Origin of the sequence: Streptomyces sp. NBC_00057 (genome assembly GCF_045041165.1) — a bacterium.
In the GTDB taxonomy this organism is placed as follows: domain Bacteria; phylum Actinomycetota; class Actinomycetes; order Streptomycetales; family Streptomycetaceae; genus Streptomyces.
The window spans coordinates 3,732,437-3,752,050 of the sequence record NZ_CP108256.1; the positions used below are offsets into that span (position 1 = coordinate 3,732,437).

Annotated in this window: 15 protein-coding genes; 6 read left to right on the forward strand and 9 right to left on the reverse strand. The window is 70.6% G+C overall.

Annotated elements, in window-relative coordinates; translation table 11 throughout:
• Positions 1-9 precede the first annotated feature (9 nt).
• Positions 10-2,796: a serine/threonine protein kinase gene (locus OG953_RS17230; protein ID WP_405685231.1), complete on the reverse strand. Its 2,787-nt coding sequence runs from the start codon at positions 2,794-2,796 to the stop codon at positions 10-12.
• Positions 2,797-2,980: 184 nt separating this feature from the next.
• Complete coding sequence (locus OG953_RS17235; protein WP_405685233.1) at positions 2,981-4,975, reverse strand: serine/threonine-protein kinase; 1,995 nt, start codon at positions 4,973-4,975, stop codon at positions 2,981-2,983.
• Between the two features lie 120 nt (positions 4,976-5,095).
• Here OG953_RS17235 and OG953_RS17240 point away from each other — a divergent pair, with 120 nt between their 5' ends.
• Positions 5,096-6,175, forward strand: coding sequence for a serine hydrolase domain-containing protein (locus OG953_RS17240; RefSeq protein ID WP_405685234.1), 1,080 nt, complete (start codon positions 5,096-5,098; stop codon positions 6,173-6,175).
• Positions 6,176-6,182: 7 nt separating this feature from the next.
• On the opposite strand, the gene OG953_RS17245 is transcribed toward OG953_RS17240, so the two are convergent.
• Entirely contained in the window at positions 6,183-7,889 is a 1,707-nt protein-coding gene (locus OG953_RS17245) for a glycerol-3-phosphate dehydrogenase/oxidase (RefSeq protein WP_405685235.1), read from the reverse strand.
• Between the two features lie 303 nt (positions 7,890-8,192).
• Here OG953_RS17245 and OG953_RS17250 point away from each other — a divergent pair, with 303 nt between their 5' ends.
• Together OG953_RS17250 and OG953_RS17255 are read left to right on the forward strand one after the other, a co-directional pair.
• Positions 8,193-9,455, forward strand: coding sequence for a nucleotide sugar dehydrogenase (locus OG953_RS17250; RefSeq protein ID WP_405685236.1), 1,263 nt, complete (start codon positions 8,193-8,195; stop codon positions 9,453-9,455).
• Between the two features lie 130 nt (positions 9,456-9,585).
• Positions 9,586-10,185, forward strand: a complete 600-nt coding sequence (locus OG953_RS17255; protein ID WP_405685238.1) for a hypothetical protein — start codon at positions 9,586-9,588, stop codon at positions 10,183-10,185.
• Between the two features lie 73 nt (positions 10,186-10,258).
• On the opposite strand, the gene OG953_RS17260 is transcribed toward OG953_RS17255, so the two are convergent.
• From OG953_RS17260 to OG953_RS17275, 4 genes are all read right to left on the reverse strand, one after another.
• Positions 10,259-11,383 carry a GuaB3 family IMP dehydrogenase-related protein gene (locus OG953_RS17260; RefSeq protein WP_072486665.1) on the reverse strand — a complete coding sequence of 375 codons (1,125 nt, stop codon included), beginning with the start codon at positions 11,381-11,383 and terminating at the stop codon, positions 10,259-10,261.
• Between the two features lie 105 nt (positions 11,384-11,488).
• Complete coding sequence (guaB, locus tag OG953_RS17265; RefSeq protein WP_405685239.1) at positions 11,489-12,991, reverse strand: IMP dehydrogenase; 1,503 nt, start codon at positions 12,989-12,991, stop codon at positions 11,489-11,491.
• Between the two features lie 128 nt (positions 12,992-13,119).
• The gene (locus OG953_RS17270; protein WP_405691882.1) at positions 13,120-13,695 is read right to left on the reverse strand and encodes a sigma-70 family RNA polymerase sigma factor; all 576 of its coding nucleotides are present in this window, start codon (positions 13,693-13,695) and stop codon (positions 13,120-13,122) included.
• 297 nt (positions 13,696-13,992) lie between these two features.
• Positions 13,993-14,604: a response regulator transcription factor gene (locus OG953_RS17275; protein ID WP_003948568.1), complete on the reverse strand. Its 612-nt coding sequence runs from the start codon at positions 14,602-14,604 to the stop codon at positions 13,993-13,995.
• A 413-nt stretch (positions 14,605-15,017) separates the two neighbouring features.
• Here OG953_RS17275 and OG953_RS17280 point away from each other — a divergent pair, with 413 nt between their 5' ends.
• Positions 15,018-15,353, forward strand: coding sequence for a WhiB family transcriptional regulator (locus OG953_RS17280; protein WP_093893461.1), 336 nt, complete (start codon positions 15,018-15,020; stop codon positions 15,351-15,353).
• An 87-nt stretch (positions 15,354-15,440) separates the two neighbouring features.
• Here OG953_RS17280 and OG953_RS17285 read toward each other — a convergent pair whose 3' ends face one another.
• On the reverse strand, positions 15,441-16,331 hold the full coding sequence (locus OG953_RS17285) for a LysR family transcriptional regulator (RefSeq protein WP_383976119.1): 891 nt from the start codon (positions 16,329-16,331) through the stop codon (positions 15,441-15,443).
• A gap of 90 nt (positions 16,332-16,421) precedes the next feature.
• Between OG953_RS17285 and OG953_RS17290 the strand changes: the two genes are divergently transcribed.
• Both OG953_RS17290 and OG953_RS17295 read left to right on the forward strand, forming a co-directional pair.
• Positions 16,422-17,096, forward strand: a complete 675-nt coding sequence (locus OG953_RS17290; protein ID WP_405691884.1) for an MOSC domain-containing protein — start codon at positions 16,422-16,424, stop codon at positions 17,094-17,096.
• Between the two features lie 35 nt (positions 17,097-17,131).
• Complete coding sequence (locus OG953_RS17295) at positions 17,132-17,905, forward strand: SDR family NAD(P)-dependent oxidoreductase (RefSeq protein ID WP_405685241.1); 774 nt, start codon at positions 17,132-17,134, stop codon at positions 17,903-17,905.
• 27 nt (positions 17,906-17,932) lie between these two features.
• On the opposite strand, the gene OG953_RS17300 is transcribed toward OG953_RS17295, so the two are convergent.
• Positions 17,933-19,561, reverse strand: a complete 1,629-nt coding sequence (locus OG953_RS17300; RefSeq protein ID WP_405691886.1) for an IS200/IS605 family accessory protein TnpB-related protein — start codon at positions 19,559-19,561, stop codon at positions 17,933-17,935.
• Between the last annotated feature and the right edge of the window lie 53 nt (positions 19,562-19,614).

Below are 19,614 nucleotides of genomic sequence, written 5' to 3' on the forward strand. Positions count from 1 at the left end.
AGGGATGCTTCAGGGCGTCACGCGGTAAGAGGAGATGGCTTGTTCATAGATGTCCGAAACCTTGTCGCGCCGGTCCTCCGGGCCGATGACCTGAAGGATGTGGTAGCGGCCGTCGACAATCATCGCGAGATTACGGGCGTACACCTCGCGGCCGGAGGCGTCCTGCCAGGTGAACTGACCCTCGGCCATGGCCTGTCGGCCGACATCGATCCGACGCAGCCCGCTCGACCCCGACCAGCTGGAGTCGCGGAACGGCTGCAACTCCAGCTCCTTGTCGGCCTGGTACGCCAGCGGGTCGTCGCCGTTGGCCTTGACGGTGTCACGTCCGGGGACGATCAGCAGGCTGAAGCCGTCGCTGCCGTAACGGATCTGACGGTCCGCGTTGGCGGGGCTGCGCTGCCAGCCCTTGAGCACGCCGACCTCGAAACCCTCCGGGTCCTTGCGCAGGGCGTAGCCGGGGGCGAGCGCGACGGCGGAGCGGCTGGTCTGCGGCTGCTGCGCGCCGGACGGCTGCGAGGGCGACTGCCCGCCGGACGCACCGGCGCCGGGCTCCGGCGAACCGGACGTCGACGACGCCGGGCCCGAGGAACGGGTGCCGGAGTCGCTGTCCGCCTTGGGCATGAACATCACGGCGTACACGATGGCCGCGACCAGGGCCAGCAGGATCAGCACCAGAAGCAGCCGCCCGAGCCGACGCGGCGCCCGCCCCTCGCCCGGCCGGGGGCGGGGCGGCGTGCGCAGCGCCTTGGGGCCCTTGGGCTCGCGCGGCGCCCTGGGCGCTTTTTCCGCCCGGGGTCTGTCGTGGCGGTCGGACTTCTCCTTCGTGTGGCGGTGACGGCCGTGGGCCGCGCCCTGGCCCATGCGGCCGCGGCGCCTGCGGACCAGCTCGCCCCGGCGGCGTACGACGGGAAGCCGGGCGCTGTCGGCGGACGGCAGTGGCACGACATCCAGACCGGCCTCGGGCTCGGGCGCCGCCCGTACGAGGGAGCGCAGCCAGCCTCGCAGCTCCTCGAAGTCCGGCCGCTCGGTGGGGTCCTGGCGCAGCAGCGACTCGACGACGGGGCGCAGCGGACCGCACTCCTCGGCGAAGGCGGGAGGCTCCCCGCACACCATCTGGACGAGCTCGGCCGCGTTCTCCTCCGGGTACGGGGCGTGGCCCTGGACGGCGCGGTAGAGCAGCGCGCCCAGCGCCCAGAGGTCGGTGGCGGGGCCGATCGGCGGCGCCAGCTGCCAGTTCTCGTGGACGGGTCCGGCCTGCTCGGGCGCCCAGCGCTCGGTGACCGCGCCGACGACGGCGATCCGGGCCTGCCGGGCGCGCTCGGCGGCGAGGGTGGTGGCGGGGCCGCGATAGGCGGGGCCCGTACGGCCGCTCGCGACGATCTCGTCCCAGCGGCCCGGCTGTTGCTGCGGCTCGGGCCGGTGCGCGGGCAGCGCCGGGGAGTTGCCGTGACGGCGGGCATCGGCGCGCAGGGCGTCCTCGCCCGAGCCTCCGGCGGGGACGGGGCGCCCGGACCCTGGGCCGTCGCTCCAGGCACCGGTGAGATGCAGCCGCCGGCCGGGCGGCGACTGGCCATCGCCTCCATAGCCGTCATCGTCCTCGTCGTCGTACAGGTCGTGTTCGTACGGGTCCTCGGCGGGCCGGTTCCAGAGGCCGGTCGGCTGCGGGTGACTGTGGTCCGGGCCGGGCGGCCCCGCGTCTTCAGGCCGCGCGGGGCGCTGGACCGGGAAGCTGCCGGTGTCCTCCGCCTCGCCCGCCCCGGCCCGGCGCCGGTCCTCGCCGACGCGGGCGGCGGCGCGGGCGTCCGCACGGTAGGCGGCGGTGGCTCCGGCTCGCTCGGCCCGGGACTGCGCGGCGCCGGCCGCTGCGGGGGCGGGCGCTGCGGGGGCGGGCGCCGGGAGGGCGGGCGCCGGGAGGGCGGGATTCACGGCCTCCAGCTCGCCCGGCACACCGTCATGGGGGTCATCGGCGTACCGGTCGTCGGGGTGCGGATCGTCGGGGTGCGGATCGTCGGCGTACGGATCGTCATCGTCGTACGGATCAGCGGTCGCCCGGCCCGTCTCGATCGCCGCCGGGCCGCGCGAAGCCGGCACCTCGGCCGGAGCGACGGGCGGGGCCGGCGGTGCGTACGGCCCGGTCGGGTCCGTCTCGTACGCCGGGCGGCCGCCGTATCCCTCGTCGTACCCGCCGTCGTCCTCGTCGTCGGGCTGAGGCGTCGGTACGTACCCGCAGAGCGCCTCCTCCGCCGCTCCGGCCGCCAGGCCGGTCAGCACGGTGCGGCCGTCGTCGCAGACCAGCACCGTGCGAACGGTGATGTTGCGGTGGGTCCAGCCATGGGCGTGCAGCACCCGCAGCGCCGTCAGCACGTCGGAACCGATCTCGGCGGCCCGGAAGGGATTGAGCGGGCGCTCCGCCAGCAGGGCCGCGAGCGGGCGGGCCATGACGAGTTCGCTCACGATCCAGAGCGAACCGGCCTCGGCGAACACGTCGAAGACCTGGTCGAGCCTGGGATGGTCGGGGACCTGGGCCGCCGCCTGCGCCGCCTCGATGGCGCGCCGGACCGCCGGGTCCGTGGACCGTCGCACGGCACGCCCGGTGACCCGCCGGGCCGCCGGGGCCGGACCGTCGGCATCGAGCACCTCGGCGTCCACCACCTCGGGCAACGGCACCTGCCGGACCAGGACTTCCTGCCCGCTGTAGGTGTCGAATGCCCGGGTCTCGGCCAGTTCGTACTCATCGGACGGGGGCAGCGGAAGGCGATAGCGGTCGGCAAGTACCCGACCCGCATAGTCATCCACGACGCCTCCCCAGAGCGCGCTGTCCCCCCGGCCACGAAGACCGCACGAATCCATCAATTGCGATCACTTACCGTGCAATTGACCCGCCGTTCCGGCTGCATACGGTCTTCAGGCTCTCACGATACGTGGCAAGTACCGGCCGTGCGTCAGGGTCGGCACATCCCGGCCCTTTTCACCCCATGGATCAGTCGGTGGGCTCGAACGTGTCGAACGCGGTCTTGCGCAGCGTCCGGCACTCCTTGCTGTCCCACTCGCTCGCCTTGCAGCTGATCATGATCGAGTAGCCGTGCGTGGCGTCGGCCCTGAAACCACGGTTCAGTACCCGGATCCGCTGGCCCTGCTGCGTACGCTCGAACTCCCAGTCGGCGACGGTCGGGTAGCCGTTGAAATCGACCTTTCTTATGCCGAGGTGCTGGTAGCCGTCGCTGCTGGCCTCGACCGCGCTCCTCGCGGCGTTCCAGGCGGCGGCGGCGTCTTCCCCGGGTGAGCTGTTGTAGTCGACCTGGACGCGCGGGAAACCACCGTCGACGTTGTAGATCTGGCCCGAGTTACTGCCCGCGATCTTGTATCGCGTGAAGTTCTTGGGCATCGCCATCGCGAAATGGAACTGCTTGTTCTTGATGGCTCCGTATCCCGCGGGCAGCGCGTCAGCGGCGTCCGGGGCGTCACCCTTCGAACCGTCCGACCCCTTGTCCGAGTTGTCGTCCTTGCCCTTGCCCTGATCCTTGCCCTGACCCTGGTTGCCGCCCTGGTCCTGGGCCTTGTCGCCGCCACTGCCGCTGTCGGTGTCCGCGGAGCCGCCGGTCGTCGAGGCCCCGGCCGAGGTGGACTTGCCGCCCTTGCCGCTGCCGCCGCTCGTATCGTCCTTGCCGTCTCCGTCGAGTGTGAGGGCGAGGACCGTACCGATCACGGCGAGCACGAGCACGGCCGCGATGATCGCCAGGGTGCGGCGCGACACCACGTCCGTGATGGACGCACGGGGCGGGGTGGTCGGCGACGTGGCGGGACGCGGCGACGGTACGGCGGCGGAGGCCGCAGCCGGCTTCGCCGGAGTCGAAGGCCGGGCAGGCTTCGACGAACCAGTCGAGGGAGCGGTCGACGGAGGGGGCGGCGCAGTGGTCGAGGCTGCGGCCGCACCCACCGCTGCGGCAGGTGTCGCCTTCGCGTTCCGTACGGAGCGCAGTGCGCCCCGCAGCCGGTCCCGGGCGCCCTCGCCCGACTCCCCGGACTTCGACGCCGCCTTGCCGCCCGGTTCGGCGGCCTGGCCGGGCAGCGTCATGATCTGAGTGGCGTCGGCGGGCGGGGGCACCACCGGGTCCGGCTTCTCGGGAGCGTGGATCACGTCGTTGAGCAGGGCGCGCGCACCGGCGTCGTCGAGCCGCTGATCGGGGTCCCTGGCGAGCAGGCCGTAGATGACCTCCTCCAGCGGACCGGCGTTCTTCGGCGGGTCGAGCGGCTCGGTCATCACCGCGGTCAGGGTGGCGATGGCCGACCCCTTGTCGTACGGCGGGGAGCCCTCGACGCTGGCGTACAGCAGTCCGCCGAGCGACCACAGGTCGGCGGGCGGTCCCGGCTTGTGCCCGCGGGCGCGCTCCGGGGAGATGTAGGACGGGGCGCCGACGAGCATGCCCGTCGAGGTGACCGACGGGTCGCCCTCGACCTGCGCGATGCCGAAGTCGGTCAGCACGACCCGGCCGTCCTCGGCAATCAGCACGTTGGACGGCTTCACATCGCGGTGCAGGATGCCCTCGCGGTGTGCCAATCGCAGCACGTCGAGGATGGCGAGGCCGACCTCGGCGGCGCGCTTCGGCGTCAGCACCCCGTCCTCGCGGATGGCCTCGGCGAGGGACTTGCCCTCGATGAGTTCCATCACGATCCACGGCCGGTCGTCCTCGTCGACCACGTCGTAGACCGTCACCGCGCCGTTGTTGCGGATCCTGGCGATCGCCTTCGCCTCACGCAGCGTGCGCGTGATGAGCCGGCGCTTCTCGTCCTCGTCGATGGCCGAAGGGAACCGCAGCTCCTTGACCGCGACCGTGCGGCCCAGCGTCTCGTCGACGGCACGCCAGACCGTGCCCATACCGCCCCGGCCGAGCACCTCCCCGAGCCGGTACCGCCCCGCAAGAAGACGTCCGTCCTTGTCCCGTTGGGGCTCCCGTGCCTGCTCCGCCTCCGACATGCGTCCCCTCTGCGATCAACCCGCCCTGGCAGAGCGTTCATTGTCCCTCACCCCGGGACCGGTCTTGGTGCCGGGTCCACGGGCCCGTCATGATGTGGTCCGAGGAAGGGATTCCCTGCCATGCCGACACTCAGGGCGCTGCTCGTCGCCCCGTTGCTGCTGGCGCTGCTCGGCCTGGGAACAGCGACCCTGCCCAGCGAACCACACCTCACGCCCGCAGCGGCCTATCTTCCCCGGCTCGTCGCCCAGGGCGGTGCTCCCACGGCGGCACTGCTGGCCCATCGCGCCTCTTCCGCACCGTACGACACCTACCGCTCGACGGGCCCGGGTATCCGCAGGACGGACCGGTTCCGGGCCGGCAGCATCACCAAGACCTTCGTCGCGACGGTCGTACTCCAACTCGCCGAGGAGAGAAGGCTGCAGCTTTCGGACACCGTCGACCGACTGCTGCCGGGCCTGATCCGGGGCAACGGCAACGACGGCCGCCGCATCACCCTGCGCGCCCTGCTCAACCACACCAGTGGCCTCTACAACTACACTGCCGACACCTCCGCCCACCCCGTCTCCGCCACCGCCGCGGTCCGTGTCGCCCTGGCCCACCGTCCGACGAATGCCCCCGGCGGCTACGCCTACTCCAACACCAATTACGTCGTTCTCGGACTCGTCGTTCAGCGCGTCACCGGACACGACTACGCCACCGAGATCCGCCACCGCATCATCACCCCCCTCCGTCTCACCGGTACCTCCCTGCCAGGCGCCCGTACCTCCCTGCCCGCCCCGCACGGCCGCGGCTATGCCCGCGACCCGGCCGACGGCAGCCTGCGTGATGTCACCGCGCTCGACCCGCGCACGGCAGGTGCGGCCGGGGAGCTGATCTCCACGCTCACCGATCTGAACCGCTTCTACGCGGCCCTGCTGGGCGGGCGCCTCCTCCCGCCCGCCCAGCTGGCGACCCTGCTGAACACCGGTGCCACGCACGGCGTCTACGGCCTGGGCATCTATCCGCAGAAACTCTCCTGCGGCACCACCGTCTGGGGCCACAACGGCCACATAGCGGGCAGTTACGTCCGTACCGCCGCCACGCGCGACGGTCGGCACACCCTGACGTACCGCATCGACACGGACACCCTGACCGATGCGACGACACTCGAACCGGCGCTCCTCGACGCGGAGTTCTGCGGCCGCGCACCCCGCAACTGACGTGGGCCTAGAGCGGCACGATGTCCGGCGCCCCGAGCCGCGCGGCGTCCGCCGTGAGATCGTCCGGCTGCCGCTGCGACTCCCGCTCCGCCTGCACCCGCTTCTCGTAGTGCTCGACCTCCCGGTCGATCTGCCCCTCGTCCCAGCCCAGCACCGGCGCCATCAGCTCCGCACAGATCCGGGCGCTGAGCGTGCCCCGGTCGAAGGTCTCGATGGAGATCCGGGTCCGGCGGGTCAGTACGTCGTCGAGGTGGCGGGCGCCCTCGTGCGAGGCGGCGTAGACGATCTCGGCCTTCAGATAGTCGTCCGCCGACGGCAGCGGCTCGCCCAGCGCCGGATCGTCCACGATCAGATCGAGGAGCTCCTCGGTCATGGAGCCGTAGCGGTTGAGCAGATGCTCCACCCGGGCGACATGGAGCCCCGTACGGGCCGCGATTCTCGCCCGGGCGTTCCACAGCGCGCGGTATCCCTCCGCGCCCAGGAGCGGCACGTCCTCGGTGACGCACTCCGCCACTCGCTGGTCGAGGCCGTGCACCGCCTCGTCCACGGCGTCCTTCGCCATCACCCGGTACGTCGTGTACTTGCCGCCCGCCACGACCACGAGGCCCGGCAGCGGGTGCGCCACCGTGTGCTCGCGCGAGAGCTTGCTGGTCGCATCCGACTCGTCGGCCAGCAGCGGCCGAAGCCCCGCGTAGACACCCTGGACATCGTCCCTGGTCAGGGGTGTGGCCAGGACCGAGTTGACGTGTTCGAGCAGATAGTCGATATCGGCGCTGGACGCCGCCGGGTGCGCCTTGTCCAGGTCCCAGTCCGTGTCCGTCGTCCCGACTATCCAATGCCGTCCCCACGGGATGACGAAGAGGACGGACTTCTCGGTCCGCAGGATCAGGCCGGTCGAGGAGTGGATGCGGTCCTTCGGGACGACCAGGTGGATGCCCTTGGACGCCCGGACGTGGAACAGCCCGCGCTCCCCGATCAGCGCCTGGGTGTCATCCGTCCAGACCCCGGTCGCGTTGACCACCTGTTTGGCCCTGACCTCGTACTCCCCGCCCGCCTCGACGTCCTCCACGCGGGCGCCGACGACCCGCTCGCCCTCCCGGAGGAAGCCGATCACCCGTGCCCGGTTCGCCACATGGGCGCCGTATCCGGCGGCGGTGCGCACCAGGGTCGCCACATAGCGGGCGTCGTCCATCTGCGCGTCGTAGTACTGCAACGCCCCGACCAGGGCGTCCTTCCTCAGCGCCGGGGCGACCTGCAGGGCGCGGCGGCGGGAGAGATGCCGGTGGACGGGCAGGCCACGGCCGTGCCCCGACGACACCGACATCGCGTCGTAGAGCGCCACGCCGGAACCGGCGTAGAGCCGCTCCCAGCCCTTGTGCTGCAGCGGATAGAGGAACGGCACGGGCTTCACCAGATGCGGGGCCAGCCGTCCCAGGAGCAGCCCGCGCTCCTTCAGCGCCTCCCGGACAAGCGCGAAGTCGAGCATCTCCAGATACCGCAGCCCGCCGTGGATCAGCTTGCTCGACCTGCTCGATGTGCCCGAGGCCCAGTCGCGCGCCTCGACGAGGCCGGTCGAGAGTCCCCTTGTCGCCGCGTCCAGCGCCGTACCGGCGCCGACCACGCCCGCCCCCACGACCAGCACGTCCAGTTCGCGCTCGGCCATCGCGGCAAGCGCCTCGGCGCGCTCCGCAGGTCCCAGTGTCGCTGTCCTCACTGCTGCCTCCCGGGTAGCTCGGGGTGGTCCGACACGCGGTGCGACCCGACCGAGCGGTCGGGCGACCCGTGCCCACCTCTCGATTCTGTCCGCCGTACACGACTTCGGCCACCGCCTGTGGACAACACCAGGACAGCTGGAGCCGCACAATGCGACATATAGGTCATATTTACGCCTAGTCTGACATTGCGCTGTCCCCAGCGGTTGCGCTTTCTGCTCTCATGGTCTTGGACCGACCGGCAAACGGAGGGGGGCGCCCTCATCCATCTGCCGGTCGGTCCAAGGGAAGGACGGCCCATCCACATGCCCGCAGACCTCGCAGTCATCGGACTCGGCCACCTCGGCCTGCCCCTCGCCCAAGCCGCCGCCGCCGCCGGTGTCCAGACCGTCGGCTACGACACCGACCCACGCGCCTACGCGGAACTCGCCGCGGGCCACACCCCCGTCGAGGGATCGCTCACCGCCTCGGACGTGCGCCGGATGCTCTCGGGGGGATTCCGGCCCACCACCGACCCGGCCGAACTGGGCCGGGTCCGCACCGCGGTGATCTGCGCGCCCACCCCGCTCGGCGCCGACCGCACCCTCGACCTCACCGCCGTCGGCGACGCGGCCCGCGCGCTCGCCGCCCGGCTGCGCCCGCACACCACCGTCCTGCTGGAATCGGCCGTGCAGCCCGGCACCACCGAGAGCTATGTACTGCCCCTCCTCGAAGAGGGCTCGGGGCTGCGCGCCGGACGCGACTTCCACCTCGCCTACTCCCCCAGCCGCCTCGACCCCGGCAACAGGACCCACGTCTACGCCAACACCCCCAAGGTCATCGGCGGTCTCACCCCCGCCTGCACCGAATCCGCCGCCGCCTTCTACGGCCGGCTCACCGACAAGGTCGTCCGGGCCCGCGGGCCGCGCGAGGCCGAGATGACGAAGGTCCTGGAGACCAACTTCCGGCACGTCAACATCGCCCTGGTCAACGAGATGGCGGTGCTCTGCCACGATCTCGGTGTCGACCTCTGGGACGTCATCAGATGCGCCGAGACCAAGCCCTTCGGCTTCCAGCCGTTCCGTCCGGGCCCCGGCGTCGGCGGCCACGGCGCCCCCGTCGACCCGGGCTACCTCCCGTACAACAGCCGCACCCCCGGCCACCCCTTGCGGATGGTCTCGCTCGCCCAGGAGATCAACGACCGGATGCCGCAGTACGTGATCCAGCGCTGCGCCACCCTCCTGAACGAGCACGGCAAGTCCGTGCGCGGCGCCCGGGTGCTGCTCCTCGGCGTCACCTACAAGCCGGACCTCGCCGACCAGGAGGCCTCCCCCGCCCGGGAGATCGCGACCCGGCTGATGGACATGGGCGCCCAGATCGGCTACCACGACCCGCATGTCCTGGACTGGCGGGTGCGTGAACTCCCGGTCCCGCGCGCCGACTCGCTGTACGAGGCGGCATCGAGCGCCGACCTCACGGTGCTGCTCCAGCACCACCGTACGTACGATCTCCAGGGCCTCGCCGTGAAGGCCCAGCTCCTCCTGGACACCCGGGGCGCGACCCCGGCGGGGGCCGCACACCGGTTGTGAGACAGGGGATCCCAAGGGATTTTGGTGAGGAGCTCCCCAGGGATTTCGGTGGGCGATGTCGTAGACGGCTGCTAGCCTGCGGCGTCACTTCTCGCACAGTCGTGCGCTTGCGTCCCAGGGGGATTCCACCATGAGCCAGTCCATGCCACCGGCGAACCAGCCGAACGACGCCCAGCCCGCCGGCGGCAACCCGTACGCGGGCCAGCAGCCCGGCCAGCCCGCCGCCCCGACCGGCAACCCGTTCGCGGGCCAGCAGCCCGGCGCGTACGGCCAGCCCGGTCAGCCCGGCGTCGCGTTCGGTGGCGCACCGTTCGCCCCGCCGGCCCCCGCCCGCGACAACCTGGGCCCGGGGCTGCTGACGGCAGTGGTCACGGCGCTCGTCGCGGCCTTCCTGTACGGCGTCATCGCCGGTGCGATCGAGCGCGAGGTCGGCTACATCGCCGTCGGCGTCGGCTTCCTCGTCGGCTTCGCGGCGAGCAAGGTCGGCGGACAGAACCCGGTGCTGCCGGTCGTCAGCGCCGTCCTGTCGGTGGGTGCCGTCTACCTCGGCCAGCTCGTGGGCATCGCGATCTTCCTGTCCGATCTGGTCCACCAGTCCGCGTCCAGCCTCTTCATCGACCACTTCGACGTACTGACGGAGGCATGGAGCAAGGGCTCGGACTTCAAGACGTACCTCTTCCTGCTGCTCGGTGCCGCAGCCGCGTTCGGTGGCGCCAAGAAGGCCGCGTAACGCCCGCCCGGACACGGAAGGAGGCCCGGACCGCGTCTGCGGTCCGGGCCTCCTTCCGTGCTGCCGAGAGCGATCAGCGGCGGTGCTGCGAGTCCGCCACCGTCACCTCGACGCGCTGGAACTCCTTGAGGTCGCTGTACCCCGTCGTCGCCATCGCCCGGCGCAGCGCACCGAAGATGTTCATCGAACCGTCGGGGGTGTGCGAAGGACCGGTGAGGACCTCCTCGGTCGTGCCGACGGAGCCCAGGTCCACCAGCTTGCCGCGCGGCACGTCCTCGTGGACGGCCTCCATGCCCCAGTGGCGGCCGCGGCCCGGCGCGTCCGTCGCGCGGGCCAGCGGGGAGCCCATCATCACGGCGTCCGCACCGCAGGCGATGGCCTTCGGCAGGTCGCCGGACCAGCCGACGCCGCCGTCCGCGATCACGTGCACGTACCGGCCGCCGGACTCGTCCATGTAGTCGCGCCGGGCCCCGGCCACATCGGCGACCGCGGTCGCCATCGGGACCTGGATACCGAAGACGTTGCGCGTGGTGTGCGCGGCGCCGCCGCCGAAGCCGACGAGGACACCGGCCGCACCGGTACGCATCAGGTGCAGGGCGGCGGTGTACGTGGCGCAGCCGCCGACGATCACCGGGACGTCCAGCTCGTAGATGAACTGCTTGAGGTTGAGCGGCTCGGCCGCACCCGAGACGTGCTCGGCGGAGACCGTCGTACCGCGGATGACGAAGATGTCCACACCCGCGTCGACGACGGCCTTGGAGAACTGCGCGGTGCGCTGCGGGGAGAGCGCGGCGGCGGTGACGACACCGGAGTCGCGCACCTCCTTGATGCGCTGCCCGATCAGCTCCTCCTGGATCGGAGCGGAGTAGATCTCCTGGAGGCGGCGGGTCGCCGACTCCACGGGCATCTCGGCGATCTCGTCGAGCAGCGGCTGCGGGTCGGCGTGCCGGGTCCACAGGCCCTCGAGGTTGAGGACACCGAGGCCGCCCAGCTCGCCGATGCGGATCGCGGTCTGCGGGGAGACCACGGAGTCCATGGGAGCCGCCAGGAACGGCAGCTCGAAACGGTAGGCGTCGATCTGCCAGGCGATCGAGACCTCCTTCGGGTCGCGGGTACGACGGCTCGGAACGACGGCGATGTCGTCGAATGCGTACGCCCGGCGGCCGCGCTTGCCGCGCCCGATCTCGATCTCAGTCACGATGGTGTGGCCTTTCCCTCTACGTCTGCGTTGTCCAGTATCCCCGACACACGGCTGAGGGGCGGTCCCGGGAACCCCGGGCCGCCCCTCAGCTGCGCTGTTGCGTTACTTCCTGCTGTAGTTCGGCGCCTCGACCGTCATCTGGATGTCGTGCGGGTGGCTCTCCTTGAGACCCGCCGAGGTGATCCGGACGAACCGGCCGTTGGCCTGGAGCTCCGGGACAGTGCGTCCGCCGACGTAGAACATCGACTGGCGCAGACCGCCGGTGAGCTGGTGGACGACCGCGGAGAGCGGGCCGCGGTAGGGGACCTGGCCCTCGATGCCCTCGGGAACCAGCTTCTCGTCGGAGGCGACACCCTCCTGGAAATAGCGGTCCTTGGAGAACGACTTGCGGTCACCGCGGGTCTGCATCGCGGCGAGGGAACCCATGCCGCGGTACGACTTGAACTGCTTGCCGTTGATGAAGAGCAGCTCGCCCGGGGACTCCTCGCAGCCCGCGAGCAGCGAGCCGAGCATCACGGTGTCCGCACCGGCCACCAGGGCCTTGGCGATGTCGCCGGAGTACTGCAGGCCGCCGTCACCGATGACCGGGACACCGGCCGCCTTGGCGGCGAGCGACGCCTCGTAGATCGCGGTGACCTGCGGGACGCCGATGCCGGCGACGACGCGGGTGGTGCAGATGGAGCCGGGGCCGACGCCGACCTTGATGCCGTCGACGCCCGCGTCGATCAGTGCCTGGGCGCCGTCACGGGTGGCGATGTTGCCGCCGATGACATCGACCGAGGAGTTCGACTTGATCTTGGCGACCATGTCGCCGACCAGCCGGGAGTGACCGTGGGCGGTGTCGACGACGATGAAGTCGACGCCCGCCTCGATGAGCGCCTGGGCCCGCTCGTACGCGTCGCCCGCGACACCGACGGCGGCGCCGACCAGCAGCCGGCCTTCCTTGTCCTTGGCGGCGTTCGGGTACTGCTCGGCCTTGACGAAGTCCTTGACGGTGATGAGGCCCTTGAGGACCCCCGTGTCGTCGACCAGCGGAAGCTTCTCGATCTTGTGGCGACGCAGCAGCTCCATGGCGTCCACGCCGGAGATGCCGACCTTGCCGGTGACCAGCGGCATCGGCGTCATGACCTCGCGCACCTGGCGCGTACGGTCCGACTCGAAGGCCATGTCACGGTTGGTGACGATGCCGAGCAGCTTGCCCGCACCGTCGGTGACCGGGACACCGCTGATGCGGAACTTGGCACACAGTTCGTCGGCGTCGCGCAGCGTCGCGTCCGGGTGCACCGTGATCGGGTCGGTGACCATGCCGGACTCGGAGCGCTTCACCAGGTCGACCTGGTTGGCCTGGTCGGCGATGGAGAGGTTGCGGTGCAGCACACCGGCGCCGCCCTGCCGGGCCATGGCGATCGCCATGCGAGCCTCGGTGACCTTGTCCATCGCGGCGGAGAGCAGCGGGATGTTCACCCGCACGTTCTTGGAGATGTACGAGGAGGTGTCGATCTGGTCGGGCGTCATGTCGGACGCGCCGGGCAGCAGCAGCACGTCGTCGTATGTCAGCCCGAGCGTCGCGAATTTCTCGGGCACTCCGTCGACGTTTGCAGTCATGACACCTTCCCCAAATGGCCTTGATCGGTGCGGATGTCCATGCTAACGGCCTCCGGGGGTGTCTCATTCCACGAGCAAGATCACCTAGAGGTTCTGTAGCTTCGTACGGAACCTGGACAGGGCCCGGCTCACTGCTCCGCGAGGGCCCGCAGTCTGCTGAGTGCCCGGTGCTGGGCGACCCGGACCGCACCCGGAGACATGCCCAGCATCTGCCCGGTCTCCTCGGCGGTCAGACCGACCGCGACCCGCAGAACGAGCAGCTCACGCTGGTTGTCCGGGAGGTTGGCAAGAAGCTTCTTGGCCCAGGCCGCATCGCTGCTGAGCAGCGCACGCTCCTCCGGCCCGAGCGAATCGTCCGGCCGCTCGGGCATCTCGTCGGAGGGCACGGCCGTCAATCCCGGGTGCCGCATGGCGGCTCGCTGGAGATCGGCGACCTTGTGGCCCGCGATGGCGAAGACAAAGGCTTCAAAGGGTCTGCCGGTGTCCTTGTAGCGCGGCAGCGCCATCAGCACCGCGACACAGACCTCCTGCGCCAGGTCCTCCACGAAGTGGCGAGCATCACCGGGCAGCCGGTTCAGCCGGGACCTGCAATAGCGCAGCGCGAGGGGGTGGACATGGGCCAGCAGATCATGGGTGGCCTGCGCATCGCCCTCGACAGCACGGTGCACCAGTGCACCGATCACCGTCGTCTCGTCGTCGCGCATCGGACCATGGTGCCCCGGAGCCGCGTCATCCGTGCCGCCGCGTCCGTAGTTGTGCACCGAAGCGTTATGAGCGGGTGCGCCGGAAGTCATGTCCTGCGCCCTCCCCTTCCGCTCGACCGAATCGTTCCCCAGGAACTCCACATCTCAAGGATGCGGCATCGGCCGGGAAGCGTCACATACCGTCGGCGCGGAGGGCACCGCGGGCGGGGCGGAGCCCGCCCCGCGCACGTCGGTCACATCGCCCCGTCCGCCGGTGTGCGGACGGGGAATCGAGCGACTGCCGGCCATGACCGGTCCTCAGCGGACCAGGCCCCAGCGGAAGCCGAGCGCCACGGCGTGCGCCCGGTCCGAGGCGCCGAGCTTCTTGAACAGACGCCTGGCGTGCGTCTTCACCGTGTCCTCGGAGAGGAACAGCTCACGGCCGATCTCGGCGTTCGAGCGGCCGTGGCTCATTCCTTCGAGCACCTGGATCTCACGCGCGGTGAGCGTCGGCGCCGCACCCATCTCGGCCGACCGCAGCCGACGGGGGGCGAGCCGCCACGTCGGATCGGCCAGCGCCTGGGTGACGGTGGCCCGCAGCTCCGCGCGGGAGGCGTCCTTGTGCAGATAGCCGCGGGCACCGGCGGCGACCGCGAGCGCGACACCGTCCAGGTCCTCGGCGACGGTCAGCATGATGATCCTGGCGCCGGGGTCGGCGGAGAGCAGCCGCCGCACCGTCTCCACACCCCCCAGACCGGGCATGCGTACGTCCATCAGAATCAGATCCGAACGGTCGGCGCCCCAGCGGCGGAGGACTTCCTCGCCGTTGGCCGCCGTCGTCACACGCTCGACGCCGGGCACGGTCGCGACCGCGCGACGGAGCGCTTCTCGGGCAAGCGGGGAGTCGTCGCAGACGAGGACGGATGTCATGACCGTCCTCCGCAGCTGATGCGCGTCACCTTGAGCCTCCAGGCTGTTACAAGTCGTCACCTGAGCGGTTGACGCTCTCGGACATCTGCCCGATCGCTTTTTCTGTCAACCGCCTCCGCCCTCTCAACGATGGTCACTCGAAAGAGTTACGGGTCGGACGGCCGGGTTCGGCACTCTACGTGAGGACTCGTGCACGGAGGAGCGCGACGCGAATCATCCAACCGTCAACCGAAACTTCACATGAAGGTATGCCCTATTTGGCGGGTTTTCTTCCCTTTTACTGGTGTCTGTGGCTAGATTCACAATCAGTCATATTTACATCTACTTACACCGTAGATGTAAATGTCATGGGCACGGTCAACAACGGACGACAACGACGATTCCGACTCAGCATGGTTTCGAGGGGACAAGCAATGGCAGATTTCTCCCGGCTTCCCGGACCCAACGCCGATCTGTGGGACTGGCAGCTGTTGGCGGCCTGCCGCGGGGTCGACAGCTCACTGTTCTTCCACCCGGAGGGTGAACGCGGGGCGGCACGGAGCGCCCGCGAGAACTCGGCGAAAGAGGTCTGTATGCGATGCCCGGTACGTGCCGAGTGCGCAGCACACGCACTGGCGGTGCGAGAGCCCTACGGGGTGTGGGGCGGACTGACCGAGGACGAACGCGAGGAGCTCATGGGACGGGCCCGCAACCGGCTGATCGCGGCAGCGGCGCCGTCGGGCCTTCCGTCCCCGTCGGGGCACGGCTGATCCCGCCCCGCCCGGCACGACAAATACAAAAACGTTTCCGCATTTCACCCGGCCACCCAGGGGGGCCGGGCCACAGGCAGGCCCGGCTCAGCGGGCGGCCGCCAGGGACAGCCGGTCGAGGGTGGCCGCCACCGCCGGCACCTGGGCCAGGTCGGGCAGGGTCAGGGCGACGATCTCGCGCTCGATGGCCGGCTCCACCGTCACCGTGCGGGCCCCCTTGGGGCGTACCGACTCGATCGCCAGCTCCGGCAGTACGGCCACCCCCAGACCGGCGCCGACCAGGCCGATCACGGCCGGGTAGTCGTCGGTGGCGAAGTCGATCCGGGGCGTGAAGCCCGACTCTTCGCAGACTTCCACCAGCTGGCGGCGGCAGCGCGGGCATCCCGCGATCCACGACTCGTCGGCCAGCTCGGCGATGCCGACGGCGGCCGAACCGGCCAACCGGTGACCCTCGGGAACCAGGCCGATCAGCCGGTCGGTGAGCAGCGGGCGTACGACCAGGTCGTCCCACTCCGCGCCGGAGGCGCCGTAACGGAACGCCAGCGCGATGTCGCAGTCGCCCTCTCGCAGCATCTCGACCGAGCGCGGCGGCTCGGCCTCGACCAGGGAGACCCGGGTGCCGGGGTGGGCCGCGCGCAGCGCCGCGAGGGCGCCGGGGACCAGCGTGGAGCTGCCGCTGGGGAACGAGACGAGCCGGACCCGGCCGGCCCGCAGCCCGGCGATCGCGGCGACCTCCTCCTCGGCGGCGGTGAGCCCGGCGAGGATTCCGGAGGCGTGCCGGACCAGGGCCTCGCCCGCCTGGGTGAGCCGCATCTCGCGTCCCGTACGGATCAGCAGGGTGGTCCCCGCAGAGGCTTCCAGGGCCTTCATCTGCTGGCTGACCGCCGGCTGGGTGCAGCCCAGTTCACGGGCGGCGGCGGAGAACGAGCCGGTGGCGGCCACGGCGCGCAGGACACGGAGATGACGGGCTTCGATCACACTTCAACCATAAGTCAATCTTGGGTCGCGTGCGAATTATTGGCGTGCATCTTTGAGGGTGGAGTGGTTAGCGTTCCCCGTATGAAGCCGATGAAGCTGCTGACTGTGAATCTGGGACGGCCCAAGGCCGTCGACTGCACCGACGCCCCCGGCGGCGCGACCGGGATCGACAAGCAGCCGGCCGACGGCCCCGTACGCGTCACCGACCCCGGCCCCAAGGGCACCGGCGGCAGCGGCCTGGCCGGGGACACGGTGTGCGATCTGCGCCACCACGGCGGCTCCGACCAGGCCGTGTACGCATTCGCCCGCGAGGAACTCGACGTGTGGGAGCGGGAGCTCGGCCGCCCGCTGGCCAATGGCACGTTCGGCGAGAACCTGACGACCAGCGGTCTGGACGTGAGCGGCGCGAAGATCGGCGAGCGCTGGCGGATCGGCCCCGACCTGGTCCTGGAGGTCACGTCGAGCCGGATTCCCTGCCGTACGTTCGCCGGCCATGTCGACGAGAAACGCTGGGTCAAGCGGTTCACACAGGCGGCTGCCCCGGGTGCCTACCTGCGGGTGATCGAACCGGGCGAGATCCGCGCCGGGGACCCGGTCGAAATCGTGCACCGGCCGGACCACGACGTCACCGTGGAGCTGGACTTCCTGGCCTCGACGACGCGCCGGGAACTGCTCCCGAAGCTGCTTCCGGCACGGGACGCGCTGCATCCCGAGACGCTGCGTGCCGCTCTGAAGTACGTGGCGACGGAGGCGGCGGACGACTGATCACGGCGTGCCGGACAGGCACTAACGTGCCGCGTATGACGACTGCACTGATTACGGGCGCGACCGCAGGGATCGGAGCCGCATTCGCGCGGCGGCTCGCGGCCGATGGGCACAACCTGGTGCTGGTGGCGCGCAACACCGAGCGGCTGCGCGAGCAGGCGACCGAACTGCACGACCGGCACGGCATCGAGGCCGAGGTGCTGACGGCCGACCTGTCCGAGGACGAGGGGATCGCCGCGGTCGAGGCCAGGTTGACGGACCGTCACCATTCGGTCGACCTGCTGGTCAACAATGCCGGGTTCGGCAACAAGGGCCGCTATCTGGATGTGCCCATGGCCGATGAGCTGAACATGCTGAAGGTGCACTGCGAGGCGGTACTTCGGCTGACCTCGGCGGCCGCGGCCGGGATGCGGGAGCGCGGGCGGGGCGGGGTCGTCAATGTGGCCTCGGTGGCGGCGTTCGTGCCGCGCGGGACGTACGGCGCGTCCAAGGCCTGGGTCGTGCAGTTCACCCAGGGCGCGGCGAAGGACCTGGCCGGTTCGGGGGTGCGGCTGATGGCACTGTGCCCCGGCTTCGTAAGGACCGAGTTCCACGAGCGGGCCGGGATGGGGACCGGCAACATCCCGGGCTGGATGTGGCTCGACGCGGACAAGCTGGTGGCGACGGCCCTGACGGACCTGGCACGAGGTAAGTCGGTCTCGATCCCGGACCCGCGGTACAAGGCGTTGATGGGGCTCGTGAAGGTGACGCCGCGCGGCCTGCTCGGAGGGGTCACCTCCAAGACAGGCCGCAAGTACGGGCCACAGTGAGCCGAATGGGCTGTTACCTCACCGTTCCTAGCCAGTGTGCATGAGTGAGTCCTGGACCCACCGATGTGTACTGGGCGCATCCCGAACGGTGTTGGATGCGCTGGGTTGCCGCTTTCTCGTCCCGTTCGGCGGCACGTCTCTGGGGGCGTGGTCCGTTGCGGGTGGGCGGGTTCCCTCACGCCCCCGTGCACCTGGCCCGGCCTGGGCGGTCCGATGCCCCGCACGATCACTCCGGTCGTGTGGGGGCGGTGCCGTCCGACGCCGGACCGGGTGCCCGAGGGCGCGTCGTCCGATCGCGATACCGGCGGCATCATGACGGGACATTCTGCGGTGCGGGGTGGCCAGTGGCTTCTGCCAGTGCTGGGCACCCCACATCGAGGTGTAGGCGGGGTCGACCGCGACAATGCTCAGGCCCTGTTCGGCGGCCATGGAGACCAGCCGGGCCTTGAGTTTGCCGGTCGGAATTCCGGAGATCAGCTGCCGGAACCGCTTCCTGCGGCCGTGCTTCTCACGGGTCTTCTCGGCGGTGAAGTCGAGGTCCTCGATGCCGATTGCGGCGACCCCGACGTGCTTGGCCCAGTTGATGAGGCGGGTCAGGGCGTGGCGGATCTGGGCGTCGCGGTGCGTGGTGGTGCCGGAGAGGTCGTAGGGGAAGTGGTGCGGGTCGCCGATGGGGTTGCCGTGTGGGTCGAGGTGGTAGGCGGCGAAGTGGTCGGCGTTGGTGTCGACACCGATCACACCCCGGGCGCGGGCGGCCTCCAGCGGGATGGTCTGGACGACGGGGCGTTGCCAGGACGCGGTGAGGTACCAGCGGCCACGGCCGGTGTCGAGGTGGATTCGGTAGGCCACGGCCCGGTTCGCGACAATGCGATCGGCCCACTCCTGACCCCGGTGCGCAAACGCCACGGTCGAGGTGAGGGTGTACCGGCCGTGCTTGGCATTGGCCAGGTGCTCCAGCGGCTTGGGCAGCTTGATGGACACTTCGCCATCCGAGGTGACGCGGATCGTCTCGTTCCCGAACCGCTTCCCCGACTCACCATCAGCAGCGATGAACCAGCGCTCCGCCTCCCAGCGTTCCCGCCACCGCTCCTCGGTGAGCCGGGCGTCGGCGAGGTGGTGGCGGGTGTTCAGGAGACGTCTGCCGCCGCGCACCACCCGCACCCGTCCGGCTTGCCGGTCGGCGACAACGGCCGCATGTCGTGCCTCCAGTGCAGCGAGGCGGCGGGACTTGTGGAACCACTCGCCCTTGGAGCGGTAGCCGCCCGCAGCCCGCTTCGTTCCTCGCTCACCGATCGGGAGGGACAGGCGGTGCCGCAGCGTCCTGATCCCGGCCTCCAGCGTCTGGATGTGCGCCGCCTGACAACGGCGGGCCAGCGCCCACTGATCGTGCGTGGCCTTGGTGATCGCACCCGCGATCCGCGACGACGACAGCGGCGTCAGGTCCCGCTTGCGCGACGCCCAGGCGTCCGCACCGTGCTCCAGACCATCCGCACAACGAGCCCTGAGATCACGCGAAGCCAGACGACCCTGATGCTCACCGACCGCGCGCAGAACACTCTCGTCCCGGGGCGTGAGGCGCTTCAGACGGCCCCGGACCGCCACCCCGCACGGCCCGGGCACCACGAACGGCGCCGCCAACTCCCGCAAACCACCCACCACAACACCCCCTCCCCAAGACCGGAAACCCGCCACCCAGCCCAACGAGCAGC

Coding starts and splice junctions, on each gene's coding strand:
- guaB (WP_405685239.1), bottom strand. CDS start 12,991: ATGACTGCAAACGTCGACGGAGTGCCCGAGAAATTCGCGACGCTCGGG.
- OG953_RS17250 (WP_405685236.1), top strand. CDS start 8,193: ATGCCCGCAGACCTCGCAGTCATCGGACTCGGCCACCTCGGCCTGCCC.
- OG953_RS17280 (WP_093893461.1), top strand. CDS start 15,018: ATGGCAGATTTCTCCCGGCTTCCCGGACCCAACGCCGATCTGTGGGAC.
- OG953_RS17275 (WP_003948568.1), bottom strand. CDS start 14,604: ATGACATCCGTCCTCGTCTGCGACGACTCCCCGCTTGCCCGAGAAGCG.
- OG953_RS17255 (WP_405685238.1), top strand. CDS start 9,586: ATGAGCCAGTCCATGCCACCGGCGAACCAGCCGAACGACGCCCAGCCC.
- OG953_RS17290 (WP_405691884.1), top strand. CDS start 16,422: ATGAAGCTGCTGACTGTGAATCTGGGACGGCCCAAGGCCGTCGACTGC.
- OG953_RS17270 (WP_405691882.1), bottom strand. CDS start 13,695: ATGCGCGACGACGAGACGACGGTGATCGGTGCACTGGTGCACCGTGCT.
- OG953_RS17240 (WP_405685234.1), top strand. CDS start 5,096: ATGCCGACACTCAGGGCGCTGCTCGTCGCCCCGTTGCTGCTGGCGCTG.
- OG953_RS17295 (WP_405685241.1), top strand. CDS start 17,132: ATGACGACTGCACTGATTACGGGCGCGACCGCAGGGATCGGAGCCGCA.
- OG953_RS17235 (WP_405685233.1), bottom strand. CDS start 4,975: ATGTCGGAGGCGGAGCAGGCACGGGAGCCCCAACGGGACAAGGACGGA.